Origin of the sequence: Massilia sp. LC238 (assembly GCF_000735635.1) — a bacterium.
In the GTDB taxonomy this organism is placed as follows: Bacteria; Pseudomonadota; Gammaproteobacteria; order Burkholderiales; family Burkholderiaceae_D; genus Telluria; species Telluria varians.
Map to the genome: position 1 here is coordinate 29,063 of NZ_JNNN01000005.1, position 18,185 is coordinate 47,247.

21 protein-coding genes are annotated in these 18,185 nt (G+C 67.0%); 5 read left to right on the forward strand and 16 right to left on the reverse strand.

Annotated elements, in window-relative coordinates; genetic code table 11:
- Positions 1-12 precede the first annotated feature (12 nt).
- The 14 genes from gspE to gpmA form a co-directional block, all read right to left on the reverse strand.
- Positions 13-1,434 carry a type II secretion system ATPase GspE gene (gene gspE / locus FG94_RS01015; protein WP_036205946.1) on the reverse strand — a complete coding sequence of 474 codons (1,422 nt, stop codon included), beginning with the start codon at positions 1,432-1,434 and terminating at the stop codon, positions 13-15.
- 7 nt (positions 1,435-1,441) lie between these two features.
- Complete coding sequence (gene gspD / locus FG94_RS01020; RefSeq protein WP_051995945.1) at positions 1,442-3,802, reverse strand: type II secretion system secretin GspD; 2,361 nt, start codon at positions 3,800-3,802, stop codon at positions 1,442-1,444.
- A complete protein-coding gene (gene gspN / locus FG94_RS01025) occupies positions 3,802-4,575 on the reverse strand; it encodes a type II secretion system protein N (RefSeq protein WP_036205947.1) in 774 nt (257 codons plus the stop codon). The genes gspD and gspN overlap by 1 nt, the downstream gene beginning before the upstream one ends.
- Entirely contained in the window at positions 4,572-5,114 is a 543-nt protein-coding gene (gspM, locus tag FG94_RS01030; protein WP_051995948.1) for a type II secretion system protein GspM, read from the reverse strand. Before gspM ends, gspN begins: the two co-directional genes overlap by 4 nt.
- The gene (gspL, locus tag FG94_RS01035; RefSeq protein WP_051995950.1) at positions 5,111-6,355 is read right to left on the reverse strand and encodes a type II secretion system protein GspL; all 1,245 of its coding nucleotides are present in this window, start codon (positions 6,353-6,355) and stop codon (positions 5,111-5,113) included. The genes gspM and gspL overlap by 4 nt, the downstream gene beginning before the upstream one ends.
- 16 nt (positions 6,356-6,371) lie before the next feature.
- Entirely contained in the window at positions 6,372-7,406 is a 1,035-nt protein-coding gene (gene gspK / locus FG94_RS01040; RefSeq protein WP_036205948.1) for a type II secretion system minor pseudopilin GspK, read from the reverse strand.
- Complete coding sequence (locus tag FG94_RS01045) at positions 7,406-8,041, reverse strand: type II secretion system protein J (RefSeq protein WP_036205949.1); 636 nt, start codon at positions 8,039-8,041, stop codon at positions 7,406-7,408. The genes gspK and FG94_RS01045 overlap by 1 nt, the downstream gene beginning before the upstream one ends.
- Positions 8,038-8,409, reverse strand: a complete 372-nt coding sequence (gene gspI / locus FG94_RS01050; RefSeq protein ID WP_027867498.1) for a type II secretion system minor pseudopilin GspI — start codon at positions 8,407-8,409, stop codon at positions 8,038-8,040. The genes FG94_RS01045 and gspI overlap by 4 nt, the downstream gene beginning before the upstream one ends.
- Positions 8,410-8,420: 11 nt before the next feature.
- Positions 8,421-8,909, reverse strand: a complete 489-nt coding sequence (gene gspH, locus FG94_RS01055) for a type II secretion system minor pseudopilin GspH (protein ID WP_051995952.1) — start codon at positions 8,907-8,909, stop codon at positions 8,421-8,423.
- An 8-nt stretch (positions 8,910-8,917) separates the two neighbouring features.
- On the reverse strand, positions 8,918-9,361 hold the full coding sequence (gene gspG / locus FG94_RS01060; RefSeq protein ID WP_036205951.1) for a type II secretion system major pseudopilin GspG: 444 nt from the start codon (positions 9,359-9,361) through the stop codon (positions 8,918-8,920).
- 136 nt (positions 9,362-9,497) lie between these two features.
- Positions 9,498-10,262 carry a molybdopterin-synthase adenylyltransferase MoeB gene (locus FG94_RS01065; RefSeq protein ID WP_036205952.1) on the reverse strand — a complete coding sequence of 255 codons (765 nt, stop codon included), beginning with the start codon at positions 10,260-10,262 and terminating at the stop codon, positions 9,498-9,500.
- Positions 10,263-10,275: 13 nt separating this feature from the next.
- Positions 10,276-11,757, reverse strand: coding sequence for a S41 family peptidase (locus FG94_RS01070; protein WP_036205953.1), 1,482 nt, complete (start codon positions 11,755-11,757; stop codon positions 10,276-10,278).
- A 17-nt stretch (positions 11,758-11,774) separates the two neighbouring features.
- Positions 11,775-13,187 carry a murein hydrolase activator EnvC gene (locus FG94_RS01075; protein WP_036205954.1) on the reverse strand — a complete coding sequence of 471 codons (1,413 nt, stop codon included), beginning with the start codon at positions 13,185-13,187 and terminating at the stop codon, positions 11,775-11,777.
- Between the two features lie 9 nt (positions 13,188-13,196).
- On the reverse strand, positions 13,197-13,943 hold the full coding sequence (gpmA, locus tag FG94_RS01080; protein WP_027867493.1) for a 2,3-diphosphoglycerate-dependent phosphoglycerate mutase: 747 nt from the start codon (positions 13,941-13,943) through the stop codon (positions 13,197-13,199).
- An 87-nt stretch (positions 13,944-14,030) separates the two neighbouring features.
- Here gpmA and FG94_RS01085 point away from each other — a divergent pair, with 87 nt between their 5' ends.
- The 5 genes from FG94_RS01085 to FG94_RS01105 all read left to right on the forward strand — a co-directional run bounded on the left by FG94_RS01085 (position 14,031) and on the right by FG94_RS01105 (position 16,888).
- Positions 14,031-14,432, forward strand: coding sequence for a rhodanese-like domain-containing protein (locus FG94_RS01085; protein ID WP_036205955.1), 402 nt, complete (start codon positions 14,031-14,033; stop codon positions 14,430-14,432).
- Positions 14,433-14,452: 20 nt separating this feature from the next.
- Positions 14,453-14,722, forward strand: coding sequence for a glutaredoxin 3 (gene grxC / locus FG94_RS01090; RefSeq protein ID WP_036205956.1), 270 nt, complete (start codon positions 14,453-14,455; stop codon positions 14,720-14,722).
- A gap of 131 nt (positions 14,723-14,853) precedes the next feature.
- The gene (gene secB / locus FG94_RS01095; RefSeq protein ID WP_027867490.1) at positions 14,854-15,312 is read left to right on the forward strand and encodes a protein-export chaperone SecB; all 459 of its coding nucleotides are present in this window, start codon (positions 14,854-14,856) and stop codon (positions 15,310-15,312) included.
- Between the two features lie 78 nt (positions 15,313-15,390).
- Entirely contained in the window at positions 15,391-15,831 is a 441-nt protein-coding gene (locus FG94_RS01100) for an SH3 domain-containing protein (RefSeq protein WP_036205957.1), read from the forward strand.
- Positions 15,832-15,856: 25 nt separating this feature from the next.
- Positions 15,857-16,888 (forward strand): NAD(P)H-dependent glycerol-3-phosphate dehydrogenase, encoded by a 1,032-nt coding sequence (locus tag FG94_RS01105; RefSeq protein ID WP_036206016.1) that lies wholly within the window; start codon positions 15,857-15,859, stop codon positions 16,886-16,888.
- 191 nt (positions 16,889-17,079) lie between these two features.
- Here the strand turns inward: FG94_RS01105 and FG94_RS01110 are convergent, their stop codons facing one another.
- The gene (locus tag FG94_RS01110; RefSeq protein ID WP_036205958.1) at positions 17,080-17,454 is read right to left on the reverse strand and encodes a cupin domain-containing protein; all 375 of its coding nucleotides are present in this window, start codon (positions 17,452-17,454) and stop codon (positions 17,080-17,082) included.
- Positions 17,455-17,465: 11 nt separating this feature from the next.
- Positions 17,466-18,179, reverse strand: a complete 714-nt coding sequence (locus tag FG94_RS01115) for a DUF2461 domain-containing protein (RefSeq protein WP_036205959.1) — start codon at positions 18,177-18,179, stop codon at positions 17,466-17,468.
- Between the last annotated feature and the right edge of the window lie 6 nt (positions 18,180-18,185).

The following is an 18,185-nucleotide window of genomic DNA, read 5'->3' on the forward strand; positions in this document are numbered from 1 at the left end:
CATCCTCTTCCGCTAGTCCTTGGTCACGCGTACCAGCTCGGCGCGCGTGGTGGTGCCGTCCGCCAGCCAGCGTTCGCCGTCTTCGCGCATCAGCCTCATGCCCGACTTCTGGGCGGCGACGCGAATCTCGGCTTCGGAGGCCTGGTTGTGGATCTGGGCGCGGATCTCTTCGGTGGTTTCCAGCAGCTCGTAGACGCCGACCCGGCCGTGGTAGCCGGTGTGGCCGCAGCGCTCGCAACCCACCGCGTGCCAGCCGGTGGCGTCGCTGACCTTGCAGTGCGTGCACAGTTTGCGCACCAGGCGCTGCGCCATCACGCCCAGCAGCGACGAGGACAGCAGGAACGGCTCGATGCCCATGTCCAGCAGACGGGTCACGGCCGAGGCCGCGTCATTGGTGTGCAGGGTGGCCAGCACCAGGTGGCCGGTGAGCGAGGCCTGCACCGCGATCTGCGCCGTTTCCAGGTCGCGGATCTCGCCGATCATGATCACGTCCGGGTCCTGGCGCAGGATGGCGCGCAGGGCCTTGGCGAAGCTCATGTCGATGCGGGCGTTGACCTGAGTCTGGCCGACGCCGTTGAGGTCGTATTCGATCGGGTCTTCCACCGTCATGATGTTGGTGGTGGACGCGTTCAGGCGCGACAGCGCTGCGTACAGCGTGGTGGTTTTACCGGAACCGGTCGGGCCGGTGACCAGCACGATGCCGTGCGGCTGGTTGATCAGGCGGTCGAACTGCGGCAGCATGTCCGGCGCCATGCCCAGGTGACTCAGGTCGAGGCGACCGGCTTCCTTGTCGAGCAGACGCAGCACCGCGCGCTCGCCGTGGCCGGTCGGCAGGGTCGAGACGCGCACGTCGACCGGTTTGCCGCCGATGCGCAGGGTGATGCGGCCGTCCTGCGGCAGGCGCTTCTCGGCGATGTCGAGCTGCGACATGATCTTGATACGCGAGATCAGCGAGGCGTGGATCGCCTTCCTGGGGCGCACGATGTCGCGCAGCGCGCCGTCGACGCGGAAACGCACGACCGAGGTCTGCTCGAAGGGTTCGATGTGGATATCGGACGCGCCTTCGCGCAGCGACTGCGTCAGCAGTGCGTTGATCATGCGGATGACCGGGGCGTCGTCCGAGGATTCCAGCAGGTCTTCGATGGCGGGCACGTCCTGCAGCAGGCGGGTCAGGTCGAGGTCGGCATCGAACTCGTCCACCACCTGCGAGGCGTCGCCGCCGGCGCCGGCATAGGCCTTGGCGATGGCGTCGTCGAGCTCGCCGCGATCGAGGCGGCGCAGGGTGATGCGGCCGAAGCGGCGCGAGACTTCCGCGATCGCGCTGGGCGCCGTGGCGCCGGACACCAGCACCTCGACGGCCTGGCCCGGTTCGTCACCGCCGCGCGCCAGCACGCCGTGGTCACGGGCGAAGGCGAAAGGCAACAGATTGTTCATGGTCAGCTTATTTCTGGTTCGATGGCGTCACCGGACGAAACTGGGACTGCGGCGTCGCCGCCTGGTTCTGCTGGCGCTGCTGGCCTGGCGGCACCGGTTGGCCGCTGGCCGCGCCCGGGGCGCTACCGACGACCGGCGCCGCCTGCACCGGCGCGGTGGCCATGGTGCCGCCGACGGGCGGCTGGCCACCCGTCAACGGCGGCAGCTGCGGCGCGCCGAGATCGCGCATCAGGATCGTGTCTTCCTGGCTGGCCTGGCCCGAGGCGCCGACGGCGCGCATGTATTCGTAACGGTCCATGGCCAGCGAATGGGAAGCTTCCTTGCTGCGCACCACGACAGGACGCAGGAACACCATCAGGTTGGTCTTGACCCGGGTGCGGTTGCGGTACTTGAATAGGTTGCCCAGCACCGGAATGTCGCCCAGGCCGCGTACTTTCTCTTCACCGTCGCCTTCGGTGTCCTCGATGAGGCCGCCGAGCACGATGATCTGGCCGTCGTCGGCCAGCACATTGCTTTCGATCGCGCGCTGGTTGGTGGTCAGGCCCTGCGGCGCGTTGCGGGTGGCCGGGTCGACGCTCGAATTTTCGTGGAGGATCGCCATCTTGATGGTACCTCCCTCCGAGATTTGCGGGCGCACCTTGAGCAGCAGGCCGACGTCCCGGCGGTCGACGGTCTGGAACGGGTTGCCGCCGCCGGTCGCGGCGGTGGTCGTGTACGAGCCGGTGATGATCGGCACGTTCTGGCCGACCTTGATCGTCGCCAGCTCGTTGTCCAGGGTGATCATGTTCGGTGTGGACAAGATGTTGGCATTGCCATCGTTTTCAAGGGCGCGCGCCACCGCGCCCAGGCCCAGCTCGCCGCCCACCTGGCGGAACAGGCCGAAGGTCAGGCCGCCCGGGATGCTCGGCACCGAGGTGCCGGACAGGCCGGTACGCGCGGCCGCGGCCAGGTTGACGATGTTGCTGCCCTGGGCACCGCCGGTGAAGGACTGGACGCCGCCGACGCGGTACTTGCTGTCGCTGTCGCCCGAGGCGCCGATCCACTGCACGCCGAACTCCGAGGCCTTGTTGGAGGTGACTTCTACCACCAGCGCCTCGATGTAGACCTGGGCGCGGCGCACGTCGAGCTGGTCGATGACGCTGCGCAGGTTGCGGTACACGGCGTCCGGCGCGGTGATGATCAGGCTGTTGGTCGAGGCATCGGCCTGGATGAAGCCGGAGCCCTGGCCGCCGCCGGCGCCGCCCGCGGTGAGCTGGCTCTGCTGGCCGTAGGTGCCGCCGGTGCCGGAACTGGCGAGGCTGCCCTGCTGGCCCTGCTGGCTGCCGAGTCCGCCCTGGCCGGTGGCGCTTCCGCCCATGCCTGCGGAACCCGCCTGGATCGAGCCGCCCGAGGTGCCCTGCTGCTGCACCGGCACCGCCGACGCGTCCTGCGACACCACGGCGCGCAGGGTCTGGGCCACGCGGCTGGCGTCGGCGTTCTTCAGGTAGACGACGTGGATGTTGCCCTGCGTCGAGGTCTGCTGGTCGAGGCGCGCGATCAGGGACTTGGCCAGGTTGGCGCGCGCCTGCGAAGGGGCGCGGATCACGACCGAGTTGGTACGCGGGTCGGCCAGCACGGTGACGCGGCCGGAGTCGCCGCCGGCGCTCGGTTCCATCAGGCGGGTGACCAGGGCGGCGATGTCGCTGGCGATCGCGTTGCGGATCGGGATCACGTCGAGGTCGGCCGCCACCGGCGCGTCGAGCGCGGCGATGATCTTGGCCAGGCGGCGCAGGTTGTCGGCGTAGTCGGTGATGACCAGGGTGTTGTTGCCCGGGTTCGCCATGATCGAATTGTTCGGCGAAATCAGGGGGCGCAGCACGGCGGTGAGATTCGCTGCCGATTCGTAGGAGAGATAAAACACCTGGGTGGCGATCTGGTCGCCGGTGGCGCGGCTGGCGCGCACGCCGCCGACCTGGGTCGGCGAGGACTGGGCCTTGGCTTCGGCTTCCGGCACCACCTTGGCATAGCCGTCGCCGCTGGTGACCACCGCATAACCCTGCAGGCGCAGGGTCGAGGTCAGGAGGGCGAAGGCCTGGGTCTTGGTCAGCGATTTTTCCGACACCAGCGTGATCGTGCCCTTGACGCGCGGGTCGATGATGAAGGTCATGCCGGTGTAGTGGCCGATCGCCTTGATCACCGATTCGATGTCGGCGTTGACGAAGCTCAGCGCCGCGGCGTTCGCACTGTCCTGGGCATGGGCAACTGCTGGAAGGAATGTTCCCGCCGTGGTCGCGGCGAAGCAGCACAGCATGGCGCCGGCCGCAACGCGGCGCAGGCTCGGCAGACGGAGGTGGGGTCGAGCAAAGGTGGTGCGAATGTTGTTGGTCATTATCTGAACTCGAGTGCGATTATGTTTTTGCCGTTCACCATGCGGCGCTGGCCCAGCAGGTTGAGCATATTGCCCAGCGTCTGTTCGTATCCTTCGGCGGCCGACGCCTGGCCGGAAAAGCGCAGGCGGCCATTTTGCAGCATACCCGAGCCCGTCAATACGAGCGCACCGCGTACGGTGCGCAGGTTCAGGTCGGCCTGGCTGCCGCGCCAGTCGAATGCCATTTCATAGCTGCCCAGCGGCCGGATGGGCGACATGCGCGAACCCATGTCGGTCATTGTCAATACCGTACGACCCTGCACCGCCACCGTATTGGGCTGGCGCAGCAGGTCGAGCGTATTCCAGACCAGCCGGATGGTGCCGCTCGGCGCCAGCGTGTTGAGCGGCGCGCCCAGCCCCGCCAGGCCCTCGGCCGGCAGCAGCAGTTCGCCGCTGCTCACCTGCCATTGCGACCAGCTGCCGTCGATGCGGACCGGGCGTGCCAGTGCTTGCGGGTTTTCCAGTTCCATGTGGACTTGGCCCAGCATCACCAGCGGCGACAAACGCCATGCGAAGCGTCCCGGCAGCAGCGGCGTCACCGCCCCGCCCTCGCCCGGCGCCCCGCCCACGAAGGCTGAGCCGTTCCAGAGCGTACCTTGCGCATCCCCCAGAGTCAAACGACCGCCGGTCTGCTGTTCCACGATCGGCCCCAGCCAGGAAGCGGGCAGGAAGGCCAGCACCGTGACGAGCACGGCCAGCACGACCGGCACTGTCCACAACAGCAGGCGCCTCATTGGGCCGGCGCGCTGGCCTGGCGCAGCGTGAGGGTGGCGTCGACCTGCCCCACCGCGCTCAAGGCGGTAAACGTGGCGTCCTGCACCTGCACGCGGTTCTCGCGGCGCTGGGCATCGAGCCAGGACACCAGGTTGGCGAAGGACACGCCGTTGAACTGGATCTTGGCGTATTCGCCGGTCATGGTGACCGAGCCGGCCTTGAGGCCACGCTGGGCCATGCGGGCGTTCAGCGCCTCCGAGCTCATGGGCGCTACCGACGGCGCCGGCGTGGCGGCCAGGGCCTGGGCTTCGGCGGCCATGGTCTGCAGCTGGGCGGCCTGCTGGCGCAGCGCGGGCAGCGAGCGTTTCAGGCTGTCGCGCCCTTCGATGGCCGGCGCCAGCAGCAGCGCATAGACCAGCGACACCCCCACCACGGCGCCGCCGACGGCCAGGAACTTGCGTTCCTGGTCGGTACGGCCCAGCCACCAGGTGAGCGCACGCTCGCGCAGGGCGCCGAATTTCGCGCCGAACTGCGCGCCGATGTTTCCTGCTGCCTTCATTGTGCTGCTCCCGTGGTGGCTGCCTGTGCGGGCGCACCTGCGGCACCCGTGCTGCGGATGACCCAGGTAGCCGGTGCGCTTTCTTCCAGACTCATGTTGCGTGCTTCCAGGATCGAACGCAGCTGCGCCGTGGTGGCGGGGTCGACGGTGTCAGGTTTGACGCGCACGGTGAGCGTGCGTTCGCGGAACTCCATTGACGCAAGCGTGGGCGGACGCCCGAGGCCGCGGACCGCCTCGCCGAGCTGGCCGGCGATCCAGCCGAACTCGTCCGGGCTGACCTGGCCGCTGGCGGCCTTGGCGCGCGCGATGTTCTGGCGCATCTGGGCCACCGGGTCGATCACCGGCTGGGCCGGGTAGGCGCTGCGGAAGGTCTGGGACATGCCCTGGCGTACCGCGTCGGCCTCGCGCTTCAGGCGCAGCCATTCGATGTTGACGCCGATGATGTTGACCACGATCGCGGCGAGCGCGAGGCGGATCGGCCAGCGCCAGCGGCTCCAGTCGCGCTGGGCGACGCCGGCAGTGCCGAGGCCCGGTACCAGGTCCATGGTGCTGCTTTTGCTGCCTGCGATCCAGTGCTCCCAGGCTTCGCTTTCCAGCGTGATGCCGGGGCCGGCTTCGGCCAGCAAGGCCTGGTATTCGCCGAGCTGTTCGTGCGGCACGTACAGCACCAGCGGGGCGTCGCCCGCCAGCGCGCGCGCGGTCTGCAGCGCGAGCGTCGGGTTGCCGTCCAGGGCCAGACCCAGGCCCTCGTACTGGCCCTGGCGCAGCAGCAATTCGTTGTTGCCGATGGCGGCGCTGACGCTGCCCGGCAGCAGGGGCAGGCACAGCTGTGCCGGCACGGCGGCGACCGATCGCGCCCCCATGCCGAGCAGGGCCTTCACCAGCGGTTCGAACCAGTCGCGCTGGACCACGCCGACCGGGCGGCGGCCATCCGGCAAGGGAGGACCGGCCACCAGCACGCAATCGAGCGGGTCGCCCAGGATGTGTTCTTCGACCAGGGCCGGGAGGGCCGCGCGCAGGCGGGCGCCGGTGAGCGGCGGAGCCTGGACCGGGATCAGGGTGACGTCGGCGCCGGCCAGCAGCAGCACCACGCGGCGGCTGGCGGCGACCACGTCGCCCAGGTTGCGCAACAGGCCTTCGCCCTGCTGCGCGATGGTGCCGGCATCAAGCACCACCGCAAAGCGGCACAGCGCGCCCTCGCCTTCGGCTCTAGCCGGGTGCCGTATATAAAGAGTAGTCAAACTGTCTCGCTTTCTTCTAGTTCTGGCGGGTCCAGATCACTCGGGTTCCGCCGCCGACGCTGACGACGGGGGTTCGCTCGATCAGCGATTCCGCGTTCAGCGCCGCACGGTCGAGCCGAATACGGCTCTGTACGATAAACCAGCGGCTCTTGATGTCCCAGGTATCGTCCAGCTGCTGGTTGTTTGCTGCCTGGCTCGAGAAATCCGCCGGGGTGCGCCAGGCCGCCGTCTTGCGGCGCGCCACCAGGCTGTTGGCCTGGGACAGCGACATCCCCGGCACGATCGCCGACAGCAGCTCGGCCGGCACGGTATTCACATTCAGTTTCGTCGCCTCGGTTCCGTAGGGCAGCACGATCACGAAGGGGCGCAACTTCGCCATCACTTCCTGGGTGACGCCCTGCACCGCCAGCAAATCGTCCACCTGCATCAGCGGGATCGGCACGCCGTTGGCCGGCGGGACTGGCGGCAAGACGGACGTCGGGTTCGGCGGATTCGGATCCGGCGGGTTGGGATTGGGTGGATTCGGATTGTTCGGATCCACCGGCACCCCCACCTGCTGTCCCTGCGCAACGAAGTCCGCGATCCGGTTCGCCAGGCGCGCATCGAGGCGCAGGTTGTCCAGCAGGCGGCGGAAGATCTCCACCTGTTCCGGCACCTTCTGGCGGTCCTTTGCCAGGTTGACGAGATTGTAGCGCGACGTTGCGTCAATAATATTACCGGACAAGGTCGCGTCGAAGTTTTCCCCTTCGACCCGTTCGCGTTCGATGTACTGGTCGAGCCGGGTCTCGGCCAGCGGGGTGGCCCAGACCTGGTCGAGCGAGGTGTATTGCGAGGTGTAGGCGTCCTGGCGCAGCACCAGGCTGGCCCAGTCGAGGGCGCCGCGCAGGATCCACTTGGTCTGCAGGTGCAGGCGCTGGTTTTCCATCGAGCGCACCTGCACCTGCTGCTGCCAGAACAGGCTGGCGACGATGGAGATGGCGAGCGTGGTCAGCAGCAGCGCCGTGACCACCGCGACGCCGCGCTGGCGCAAGCTGGGTGGCGGCCGCCGCATCAGGTGCCTCCCAGCAGGAAGAACTTGACCATCGGCACGTCCCGGCCCTGCACGACCAGGCCGACCTGCAGGCCGCTGGGGTCTTCGGGCTGGACGCCGTCGGCGATCGGGGCCGGCTCGAGGCGCCACTGGTTGCCCTGCCAGGCCATGATGCTCATGCTGACCAGGCCGCTTTGCAGCGCCACCGGCGTCGACGCTTCCGAGGGCGCATCGCTGCCGGCCGCCTGCCACAGCACCTCGAGCTGGGCCAGGTCGCGGGTGCCGCGCGATTCGCGCCGGATCAGCTTGCCGTCCACCAGGCGGTAGGACACCACGACCATCTGCGAGGGTTCGTTTTCGTTGTAGACCTTGCGCACCAGCATGAAGCGCCCTTCTTCCCAGACCAGGTTGGGACGGCGGCCAATGATCTCGCGCCCGGCCAGGTGCTCGCAGTCGCTCTGCATCTGGGCGAAGGCCAGCTGCATGCCGCGCGTGGTTTCCATCTCTTGCGTCAGCGCGATGCGGGCGCGCACGATGCCGTCCAGCCCGCGCCAGCCGAGCACGGCCAGGATGGCAAGGATGCTGATCGCCACCAGCAGTTCGACCAGGGTGAAGCCGCGGCGACGGCGCGAGCGTTGTGGGATGCCGGGTGTCATGTCCGCGAGGGCCTCAACACGAGCTGAACCAGTTTGACGATACGGCGCGTCGGACGTTCGGCGTCATACACCGAGACTTCGATCCGGCGCAATTGCGGATTCGGGCTGGTCAGGACTTGCTCTTCGCAGATCAAGTTGAGCTCGCCTTGCGGGCAGGGAAAGTTGCGCTTGCCGACTTCGGGCCATTCGCGGCCGAGGCGGATCTGCACCAGCCGGTTCTCGGCCGACCAGGTGGCCATCATGGCGGCGCGCAGGCCGTCGCTGTTGGCGGTCAGGCTGCCCACGGCGCGCAGGCCGGCGCCGAGCGCGGTGCCGACGATGACCAGGGCCACCAGCACTTCAAGCAGGGTGAATCCACGTGCGCGCATCGCTGTCACCTTCATTCGACGGTAAAGTGGCCGATGCCGTCGGCACGGATCGCGACCGCGTTGCCGGCGGTGGCGAGGGTCAGCACGAAGGGCTTGTCGACCGGCTCGCGTCCGAAGGTGATGCGCACGGTGCTGGGATCGCTGCTCATGCTGGGTTCGAGCACCAGTTGCAGGGGAGCGCCGCGGAAAGTGCGTTCGCGCAGCAGGTCGTCGCGGGTGACCGGCTCCCAGCCGGTGTCGTTGCGCACCACGAAGCGGTAGCGCTCGCCGTTGGCCTCGAAGGCCACCTGGCGGTTGCGCACGATGGCTTCGTCACGCGCCAGCTGCAGCAGCAGGGCCAGGCGCTGGGCCTCCTGCTGCAGGTTCTGGCGCGGAGAAGGGATGGCGTTGAGCGAAGCCAGGCCCAGCGTGATGCCGATAATGACCATCACGACCAGCAGCTCCACCAGGGTGAAGCCGGCGCTCGCCGGGCGGCGAGCTGGGGCGCCCACGGCCCGCATTGGAAACCTTATTCCCAGGAACCGACGTCGGCATCCTCACCGGTACCGCCGGGCTGGCCATCGGCGCCCAGCGAGAAGATGTCCACTTCGCCATGGATGCCCGGCGACAGGTACTGGTAAGCATTGCCCCACGGGTCTTTCGGCAGCTTTTCCATGTAGCCGCCGTCTTTCCAGCCGTTCGCGGCCGGGCCCGAGGTGGGCTTGGTGACCAGGGCCTGCAGGCCCTGCTCGCTGCTCGGGTAGCGCTGGTTGTCCAGCTTGTAGAGCTTGAGCGCCTGCGACATGGTGGCGATGTCGGTCTTGGCGGCGGTCACGCGCGCTTCCCCGGTGCGACCCAGCAGTTTCGGCACGACCAGGGCGCCGAGAATGCCGATGATCACCACGACCACCATGATCTCGACCAGGGTGAAGCCGCGTGCGCGGCGCTGCTTGCGTTGCGAATCAATGTGCATGGATGCTCTTTGTAAGTATGTCGGTCAGGGCTGACAGTATAAGCCTACACGCAGGGCGGGGCTACCGCGTGCACTGGAGAAATTGTAAGCCGAAGAGCAAGTTTAATTCTGTCTTAAAGCAGTCTTGTTTTTGTACTCATTGTCCTCCGCCGGGCCGAACCTTGCACACCGGACAGGCAGGCTGGCGCGCCACCTTCAGGGCAGTCCACTCCATGGCGCGGCCGTCGAGCAGCAGCAGGCGGCCGGCCAGCGGCTCGCCAATGCCGGCCACCAGTTTCATGGCTTCGGCGGCCTGCATGGCGCCGACCACGCCGACCAGGGGCGCGAACACGCCCATGGTGCTGCAGGCCACGTCCTCGAAGTTGCTGTCTTCGGGGAACAGGCAGGCATAGCACGGGGCTTCCGGCCGGCGCGTGTCGAAGACCGACAACTGGCCGTCGAAACGAATCACGGCGCCGGAGACCAGCGGCTTGCGTGCTTCGACGCAGGCACGGTTGACGGCGTGGCGGGTGGCGAAGTTGTCGCTGCAGTCGAGTACGACCGTCGCCGCACGGACGAGTTCCGCCAGGCGCGCGCCGTCCACGCGTTCGCGCAGCGCGGTAACCTCGATGTCGGGGTTGATGGCCAGCAGGGCCGCGCGGCCGGAGTCGACCTTGGCCTGGCCGATCCGCTCGGTGGTGTGCATGACCTGGCGCTGCAGGTTGGTCAGGTCGACCTCGTCGTCGTCGACCAGGGTAATGCGGCCGATGCCGCTCGACGCGAGGTAGAGCGCGGCGGGGGAGCCAAGGCCGCCCGCGCCGATGATCAATGCGTGCGCGTCCAGCAGGCGCTGTTGGCCCTCGATGCCGATCTCGTCGAGCAGGATGTGGCGGGAGTAGCGCAGGAGTTGGGTGTCGTTCATCGGGCCAGGCCGATTATTTCTTGGCCGGCGCCTTGATCTCCGGCGGCTTCTGCTCCGTCCCCGGCAGCGTCTTCGGCGCCGCCGGCTTCTCGGCTTCCGGCTCCGACTTGGCCAGCTGTACCGGCTGTCCCTTGAAGTGCTTGATCGCCTGCGCCAGCTGGAAGTCGTCCTTGCTGCCGTAGTCGAGCGGCTTGCGGTCTTTCAGCTGGGCGATCGCGCGCTGCTGGGCGTCGAGCGCTTCTTTCTGGTCCTTGGCGGCCTGGGTTTTCCCGGCCTCGCCTTCGCTGGCCAGGTGGCGCTGCAGGTCGGCCTCGCGCACGCGCAGCACGGCCAGCGCGTCGCCCTCGGGGGTCTCGTCCACGCGCATGTCGGGAACGATGCCGGTGGCCTGGATCGGGCGGCCCTTCGGGGTGTAGTAGCGCGCCGTGGTCAGCTTGACGGCGGTGTCGGGCGACAGCTGGCGCAGGGTCTGCACCGAGCCCTTGCCGAAGGTCTGGCTGCCCATGATGATGGCGCGCTTGTAGTCCTGCAGGGCGCCGGCCACGATCTCGGAAGCGGAGGCAGAGCCGCCGTTGACCAGCACCACCATCGGCACCGTTTTGAGGCCGGCGGGCAGGCCGGCCAGCGGATCGGCGCCGCGCTGCGAATAGAATTCGCGGCGGCCGTAGAACTGCTGGTTGGAGTCCGGCAGCTGGCCCTTGGTCGAGACGATCAGCTGCTCAGGCTGCGGCAGGAAGGCCGCCGACACGCCGATCGCGCCCGGCAGCAGGCCGCCCGGGTCGTTGCGCAGGTCGAGCACCAGGCCCTTGATCTCGGGGTTCTCGGCGTACAGGGCCTTGGCCTTCTTGGCCAGCTCCTCGACGGTGTTTTCCTGGAACTGGCTGACGCGCAGCCAGGCGTAGCCCGGCTCGATCATTTTCGCCTTGACGCTGGCGACCACGATTTCCTGGCGCTGCACCGGCACCACCCAGGGCCGGTCCTCGCCGCGGCGCGCGATGGTGAGCGTGACCTTGCTGCCGGCCTTGCCGCGCATGCGCTTGATCGCTTCGTCGAGCGACATGTTGCGCACCGGGACGTTGTCGATGCGGGTGATCAGGTCGCCGGACTTGATACCGGCCTTGTGCGCGGGGGTGTCCTCGATGGGGGCGACCACCTTGACGTAGCCGTCTTCGCTGGCGACCTCGATGCCGACGCCAACGAACTTGCCCTGCACCGCTTCCTTCATCTCCTTGTAGGCCTTCTGGTCCAGGTAGACGGAGTGCGGGTCGAGCGAGGCGACCATGCCGCCGATGGCTTCGGACAGGAGCTTCTTGTCGGAGACCGGCTCGACGTAGTCGGTCTTGATCAGGCCGTAAACGTCGGCCAGCTGGCGCAGCTCGTCGAGCGGCAGCGGCGAGCCGACGTCTTTTTGCGCGTGGGCCGAGAACTGGAAGGAAGCGGCCACGCCGGCCACCATGCCCAGTCCGATCAGCCCGATATTCTTTGCTTTGCCCATCGCTATTCCCTTGTTTCCTAGAATTTGATCCAGCCTGAAGGATCGAAGGCCTTGCCGCGATGCCTGAGCTCAAAGTATAGCCCCGATTCCTCGATACCGCCGGTATTGCCCGCGCTCGCGATCACCTCGCCGGCGCGCACCATGTCGCCGGGGCGCTTCAGCACCGCCGAGGTGAAGCCGTAGGTCGACAGGTATTCGCCGCCGTGGTCGATGATGATCATGTTGCCCCAGCCGCGCATCCATTCGGCGTGCACCACCCGTCCCGGTCCGACGGCGCGCACTTCGGCGCCTTCCGGCGCGGTGAAGAACATGCCTTTCCAGGTCAGGCTTTCGGTACGACGGGCGCCGAAGCGGGCGCGGATGTTGCCGCTGATCGGCGCCGTCAAACGTCCCTTGAGGGCGGCGAAGGCGCCGGCCGGCGCCGGCGGGGCCAGCGGGACCTCCTGCTCCACCGCGCTCGGGCGGGTTTCAGGCGGCTTCTGCTCGGCCACCCGCGGCGGCGGCTCGGGCTCCGGCTTGGGCGCCGGCTTGCCGCTCTGGCGTGCGATGCGCTCGCGCTCGGCCCGCTCGGCGGCGGCCTTGGCGCGGGCCAGGGCGCGCGCCTTCGCTTCCGCTTCGGCCTTGGCCTTGGCCGCGGCCAGGGCGGCCTGGCGGCGCCGTTCGGCCTCGGCCTGCTCGCGGATCAGGCGCGACAGGCGGTCCACCAGCTCGGTCATGCGCTGTTCGTCGCGCTGCAGGCGGTCGGCCTGCTTGCGCTGGTCGGCCAGTTTGGTCGACAGGTTCTGCAGCAAGCCGGCGCGCTTGGCCTTTTCCTTTTCCAGCGTTGCTTTCTGTTCCTGCTGCTCGCCGGCGATTTCCTGCAGCTCCAGCTGGGCGTTCTCGACCTTGTCGCGGTTGGCCTCGACTTCGGCCAGGTTGGCGCGCAGCGAGTCCAGCAGTTTTGCCTGGGCCTGCGACACATAGGCCATCATCTGCAGGTCGCGGTTGATGCGGTTCGGGTTGTCGCCAGACAGAAGGAGCTTGATCCGGTCTTCGTTGCCGGCCACGTAGTGTTCACGCAGCAGTTGTGACAATTGTTTCTTTTGATTAACAATTGTTTGCTGCAAGCCTTCACCCTGTTTCGACAGCTCATTCAGGCGCGTACTGGTTGCGTCCTGTTCCTCGGCCAGGTCGCGCAAGGCGCGGTTGGCATCGGAGATGGCGGCCTCGGACGCCGCCAGCTCGTCGGCAGCGTCGGCCCGCGCGTCCTCGGTGCGGGCGATGTCGCGCTTGATCGCTTCCAGCTTCTGCTGGATACCGGTGCGCTGCTTCTCCGCGGTCACTTTCTGGCGGCTGCGTTCGGTCTGGCGTTGGGCAAAAGCGGGTTCAAGCAGGGCGACGGCCAGCAGCGCGCCCAGGAGCGCGCTGCCGGCGAACTTCGTGAATGGCAAACGCAAGACTTATTTCGCCTTCCCTTGGCTGGCCACGGCCGCCACGGCGGCGGCGATCGCTTCCTGGTCGCCCAGGTAGTAGTGCTTGATCGGCTTCAGGTCCGCATCCAGTTCATACACCAGCGGCTGGCCGTTCGGGATGTTCAGGCCGACGATGTCGGTGTCGCTGATGTTGTCCAGCATCTTGATGATGGCGCGCAGGCTGTTGCCGTGGGCCGAGATCAGGATGTTCTTGCCGGCGCGGATGGCCGGGGCGATTTCCTCGTCCCAGCACGGCATCACGCGGGCCACGGTGTCCTTCAGGCATTCGGTCAGCGGGATCTGCTCTTTCGCCAGGGCCGCGTAGCGCGGGTCATTGAAGGAGGTACGCGGATCGTTTTCTTCCAGCGCGGGCGGCGGCGTGTCGTAGCTGCGGCGCCAGACCAGCACCTGCTCGTCGCCGAATTTTGCTGCCGTCTCGCCCTTGTCCAGGCCCTGCAGGGCGCCGTAGTGGCGCTCGTTCAGGCGCCAGTCGTTCTTCACCGGCAGGTACATCATGTCCATCTCGTCCATCGCCAGCCACAGGGTGCGGATCGCACGCTTGAGCACCGAGGTGTAGGCCACGTCGAAGGTGAAACCGGCTTCCTTGAGCACGCGGCCGGCGCTCCTGGCTTCGTTGATGCCCTTCTCGGTCAGGTCGACGTCGGTCCAGCCGGTGAAGCGGTTTTCCAGGTTCCAGGTAGATTCGCCGTGGCGCATGAATACGATTTTGTACATAAGCTCTTCTCAAGAAAAAATGCAATTGAAATCCGGTCCAGCATCTATTTTATAATGCGCCGATTCAGTTCAACCAACGGAACCCTTGTGAATTTCATTCTCGATAATATCTTCATCGTAGCGATCGCCGTGATTTCCGGCGGCGCCCTGCTCTGGCCGGCCCTGGGCCCGCGCGGCAAGCGCGTCACCCCGCTGCAAGCCACGCAGATGATCAACCGCGGCAAGATCCTCGTGCTCGACGTGAGGACTGCCGAGGAATATGCCGCCAGCCACCTGCGCGACGCGAAACACATCCCGCTGGCAGACTTGGACAAGCGGATCGGCGAGCTGGAGAAGTCGAAGAACCGCACCGTGATCGTCGTCTGCCAGACCGGCGCCCGCGCCGACAAGGCGGCGCGCCAGCTGCAGGCGGCCGGCTTCGAGGACGCGCATGCGCTCGAAGGCGGCCAGGCAGCATGGATCGCGGCCGGCTTGCCGGTGACTAAATAATTTATGGGAAAGGAAGCATCATGACCGCACACGTCGTTCTCTACCACACTGCCAGCTGCCCCTACTGCGTCCGCGCCGAGCGCCTGCTCGAAGCCAAGGGCGTGACGGACATCGAACGCATCCGCATCGACCTCGATCCGGAGCAGCGCCAGATCATGATGCAGCGCACCGGCCGCCGCACCGTGCCGCAAATCTACGTGGGCGACACCCACGTCGGCGGCTTCGACGACCTGTACGCACTCGACCAGGCCGGCCGCCTGGATCCGCTGCTGAAGGGCCAGCAAGCTTGATTTGACGGGCTTTGGGGTCCGTGGCGCTGGGGGTATTGCATCAGAATTGATTTTGATACAATTGCCCTCGCGTTTGACCAAAGTACCGGGACGGCGCGTCCGTCCACCATCATTTAAAACGAAAGCGTTCCATGTCCGACGAAAACCTGCAACCAGTATTCCAAATCCAACGCGTCTACCTGAAAGACATGTCGCTGGAACAACCGAATTCCCCGTCGATCTTCCTCGAACAGGAAGCCCCGACCATCGAAGTGTCGCTGGACGTCGGCGCCGAGTCGATCGCCGAAGGCATCTACGAATCGACCGTGACCATCACCGTCACCGCCAAGCTGAAGGACAAGGTCGCTTTCCTGGTCGAAGGCAAGCAGGCAGGCATCTTTGAAGCCCGCAACATCCCGGCTGACCAGATGGATCCGCTGCTGGGCATCGGCTGCCCGAACATCGTCTACCCGTACCTGCGCGCCAACATCGCTGACGTGATCAGCCGTGCAGGCTTCCCGCCGGTGCACCTGGCCGAGATCAACTTCGAAGCCTTCTACCAGCAGCGCCAGCAGGCAATGGCCCAGGCCGCTACCACCCCGGCACAATAAGTTGTTCCCATCCACGGGCGCCGCTCCTTGCGGTGTCCGTGCCTCCGGCGCCCCGGTCACTTCGTCCTTCGGCCCGCCATGATTCCATCCCGTCTCCTTGCAAGCGTGCTCCTGCTGGCGGCACCGTCCGCATTCGCCTTCGACTTCAAGAGCGTGGGCGCGGCCCCGGTGATCCTGTACGACACCCCGAGCACCAAGGGCGCCAGGATGTACATCGCCCCGCGCGGCATGCCGCTGCAGGTGGTGTCGAGCTACGCCGAGTGGGTCAAGGTCCGCGACGCCAACGGCGACCTGGCCTGGACCGAAGCCAAGGGCCTGAGCCCGCGCCGCAACCTCGTGGTTCGCACGCCCGGAGCCAAGGTCTTCGCCGGCCCCGACGAGACCAGCAAGGTCCTGATGACGGCCGACAGGGGTGTCCTGCTCGAACTGGTCGACCCGACCGCCCTCACCTGGATCCGGATTCGCCACCGTGACGGCATCGACGGCTATGTCCGTGCGAACGACGTCTGGGGCCTGTGATGCCCCGCAGTTTTAGCTAATGCGCATGCAACAACAGAAAACTCCTTCCAAGATCACCGTCCTGGGCGCCGGCGCCTGGGGCACGGCCATGGCCATCGCCCTGGCCGCCCGCCACGACGTGCTGCTGTGGGGCCGCAATCCCGAGCAGATGGCCGAAACCCAGGCAGCGCGCGAGAACCTGCACTACCTGCCCGGCTACCCGCTGCCTTCCTCCTTGCGCGTGAGCGCCGACTTCGAGGCCGCGCTGGCCCACGTGGCCGGCGCCTCGGCTGACGAAGCACCGCTGCTGATCCTGGCTTGCCCGGTGGCCGGCCTGCGCCCCCTGCTGGGGCAGCTGAAGGGCCGCGCCATTCCGAACGTGGTCTGGCTGTGCAAGGGCTTCGAAGCCGGCACCGGCCTGCTGCCGCACCAGGTGGCGGCCGAGGTACTGGGCGACAGCGTGCCGGCAGCGGCGCTGTCCGGCCCCTCCTTTGCCCAGGAAGTGGCGCGCGCCCTGCCCTGCGCCCTGACCGTGGCCTCGACCTCGGCGCCGCTGCGCGAGCGCGTGGTCGCCGCGGCGCACGCCGACAACATGCGGGTCTACGCCTGCGACGACATGGTCGGCGTGGAAGTGGGCGGCGCGGTCAAGAACGTGATGGCGATCGCCACCGGCGCTTCGGACGGCCTGGGACTGGGGCTGAACGCCCGCGCGGCCCTGATCACCCGCGGCCTGGCCGAAATCACCCGCCTGGGCGTGCACCTGGGCGCGCAGGCCGGCACCTTCATGGGCCTGACCGGCATGGGCGACCTGATCCTGACCTGCACCGGCGACCTGTCGCGCAACCGGCGCGTCGGGCTGGCGCTGGCGCAGGGCAAGCAGCTGGACACCATCGTGGCCGAACTGGGGCACGTGGCGGAAGGCGTGCCGTGCGCGAAGGCGGTGCGCGAACTGTCGCGCAGGCTGGGCGTGGAGATGCCGATTACCGAGGCGGTGGCCGCGGTGCTGTTCGATGGGGTGAATGCGACGGAGATGGCGCAGCGCTTGCTGGCGCGGGATCCGAGGGATGAGTTGGCGTGAACTAGTGGCTGCTCAGGCAAAATTGGGGGATCAATGCCAGTGGCATTGATCCGCCTTCGCCGGTACGACGGTCTTTCAGTTAACTGAAGTGGTAGCGCCAGCGTACTCGCATACTTAAACAACGTCATCCCGGCAAAGGCCGGGATCCAAATTCGTCGCGTACCGCTAACGTACCAGAGCGCAGCGCACCCTCAGTTCCCCGACCCACGCGGATCATTCGTCGGCCCCCCCGTGCGCACCGGCCCCAGCAGGATGGTCATCAAGGCCACCGCATCCTTGTTGGCGCGGATCGCATGCGGCTCGCCGCCCGCCAGATACACCATCTCGTTCGGCCGCAGGATCGTGGTGCGCCCGTGCGCGTCGAAGGCGATTTCTCCTTCCAGGCACACCAGGGTCATTTCGCCCTCGACCCGGTGCTCCGGCATCGGCTTTTCCTTCGGCAGCACCAGCCGGATCAGTTCCATGTGCTCGGTCTTGATGAGCGCAATCGACGTGAAATGGGCGATGTCGTCGTCGCCGCGCTGTAATACGATGCGCTCGCCCGAAACTGCATGTTGCAAGGCCATGGTCGCCCTCCTTATTCGCTTGGTTCCTGTTCTTCCCGCGGCTCCGGCACCTCATCTGGCACACTTCGCAGCCAGGTCACCAGCGGGAACGCATCCTTCATTCCGCTCGCCAGCTGCGGCACCAGCAACTCGGGTGAGTTGAGCAGCAGCGGCACCTCGACCCAGACGAAATAGCTCTTCAGCTTCAGGTACTCGACCAGCGGGTGGTTCGGGTCGACGCCTTTCGGACGCCGCTGCAGGACGTCTTCGAACTGCAGGTCGCCATAGGTCGCGCGGAGATGCTTATTCTTCAACATTTTGCTGAAGCCTGTCGCATCGTTGACCACGTGCTGGCGGATCGCCTTCAGGCGGTGCGCCGGCGGCAGGTATTCGCCCGCGCCGAACAGCAGGTTGCCGTTGGCCTCGATATGGAAGTAATAGGTCGGGCCGCCCGCCGCACTCGGACGGCGCTTGTTGAGCGGCGCGATGCCGGCCGAGAAATGGGTTTTGTAGGGCCGCTTGTCCTTGGCGAAGCGCACGTCGCGGTGGATGCGGAACAGCGCCTTCTTGGGATCGCAGCCGGCCACCTGCTTGTCGAAAGCGCCCAGCTCTCCGATCAATTCGGTGACCACTTGCAGGAATTCGGCCCGCAGGATGTCGTAGCGTGGTTTGTTCCAGAGGAACCAGGGACGGTTGTTGTTTTCGCTGAGCTCGCTTAAGAATTGCGTCAGGTCACGCAGGTGCATGAAGAG

Excerpts from the sequence above, each read along its gene's own strand:
- gspE (WP_036205946.1), bottom strand. The coding sequence starts at position 1,434 with ATGAACAATCTGTTGCCTTTCGCCTTCGCCCGTGACCACGGCGTGCTG.
- gspD (WP_051995945.1), bottom strand. The coding sequence starts at position 3,802 with ATGACCAACAACATTCGCACCACCTTTGCTCGACCCCACCTCCGTCTG.
- gspN (WP_036205947.1), bottom strand. The coding sequence starts at position 4,575 with ATGAGGCGCCTGCTGTTGTGGACAGTGCCGGTCGTGCTGGCCGTGCTC.
- gspM (WP_051995948.1), bottom strand. The coding sequence starts at position 5,114 with ATGAAGGCAGCAGGAAACATCGGCGCGCAGTTCGGCGCGAAATTCGGC.
- gspK (WP_036205948.1), bottom strand. The coding sequence starts at position 7,406 with ATGCGGCGGCCGCCACCCAGCTTGCGCCAGCGCGGCGTCGCGGTGGTC.
- FG94_RS01045 (WP_036205949.1), bottom strand. The coding sequence starts at position 8,041 with ATGACACCCGGCATCCCACAACGCTCGCGCCGTCGCCGCGGCTTCACC.
- gspI (WP_027867498.1), bottom strand. The coding sequence starts at position 8,409 with ATGCGCGCACGTGGATTCACCCTGCTTGAAGTGCTGGTGGCCCTGGTC.
- gspH (WP_051995952.1), bottom strand. The coding sequence starts at position 8,909 with ATGCGGGCCGTGGGCGCCCCAGCTCGCCGCCCGGCGAGCGCCGGCTTC.
- gspG (WP_036205951.1), bottom strand. The coding sequence starts at position 9,361 with ATGCACATTGATTCGCAACGCAAGCAGCGCCGCGCACGCGGCTTCACC.
- FG94_RS01065 (WP_036205952.1), bottom strand. The coding sequence starts at position 10,262 with ATGAACGACACCCAACTCCTGCGCTACTCCCGCCACATCCTGCTCGAC.
- FG94_RS01070 (WP_036205953.1), bottom strand. The coding sequence starts at position 11,757 with ATGGGCAAAGCAAAGAATATCGGGCTGATCGGACTGGGCATGGTGGCC.
- gpmA (WP_027867493.1), bottom strand. The coding sequence starts at position 13,943 with ATGTACAAAATCGTATTCATGCGCCACGGCGAATCTACCTGGAACCTG.
- grxC (WP_036205956.1), top strand. The coding sequence starts at position 14,453 with ATGACCGCACACGTCGTTCTCTACCACACTGCCAGCTGCCCCTACTGC.
- secB (WP_027867490.1), top strand. The coding sequence starts at position 14,854 with ATGTCCGACGAAAACCTGCAACCAGTATTCCAAATCCAACGCGTCTAC.
- FG94_RS01100 (WP_036205957.1), top strand. The coding sequence starts at position 15,391 with ATGATTCCATCCCGTCTCCTTGCAAGCGTGCTCCTGCTGGCGGCACCG.
- FG94_RS01105 (WP_036206016.1), top strand. The coding sequence starts at position 15,857 with ATGCAACAACAGAAAACTCCTTCCAAGATCACCGTCCTGGGCGCCGGC.
- FG94_RS01110 (WP_036205958.1), bottom strand. The coding sequence starts at position 17,454 with ATGGCCTTGCAACATGCAGTTTCGGGCGAGCGCATCGTATTACAGCGC.
- FG94_RS01115 (WP_036205959.1), bottom strand. The coding sequence starts at position 18,179 with ATGCACCTGCGTGACCTGACGCAATTCTTAAGCGAGCTCAGCGAAAAC.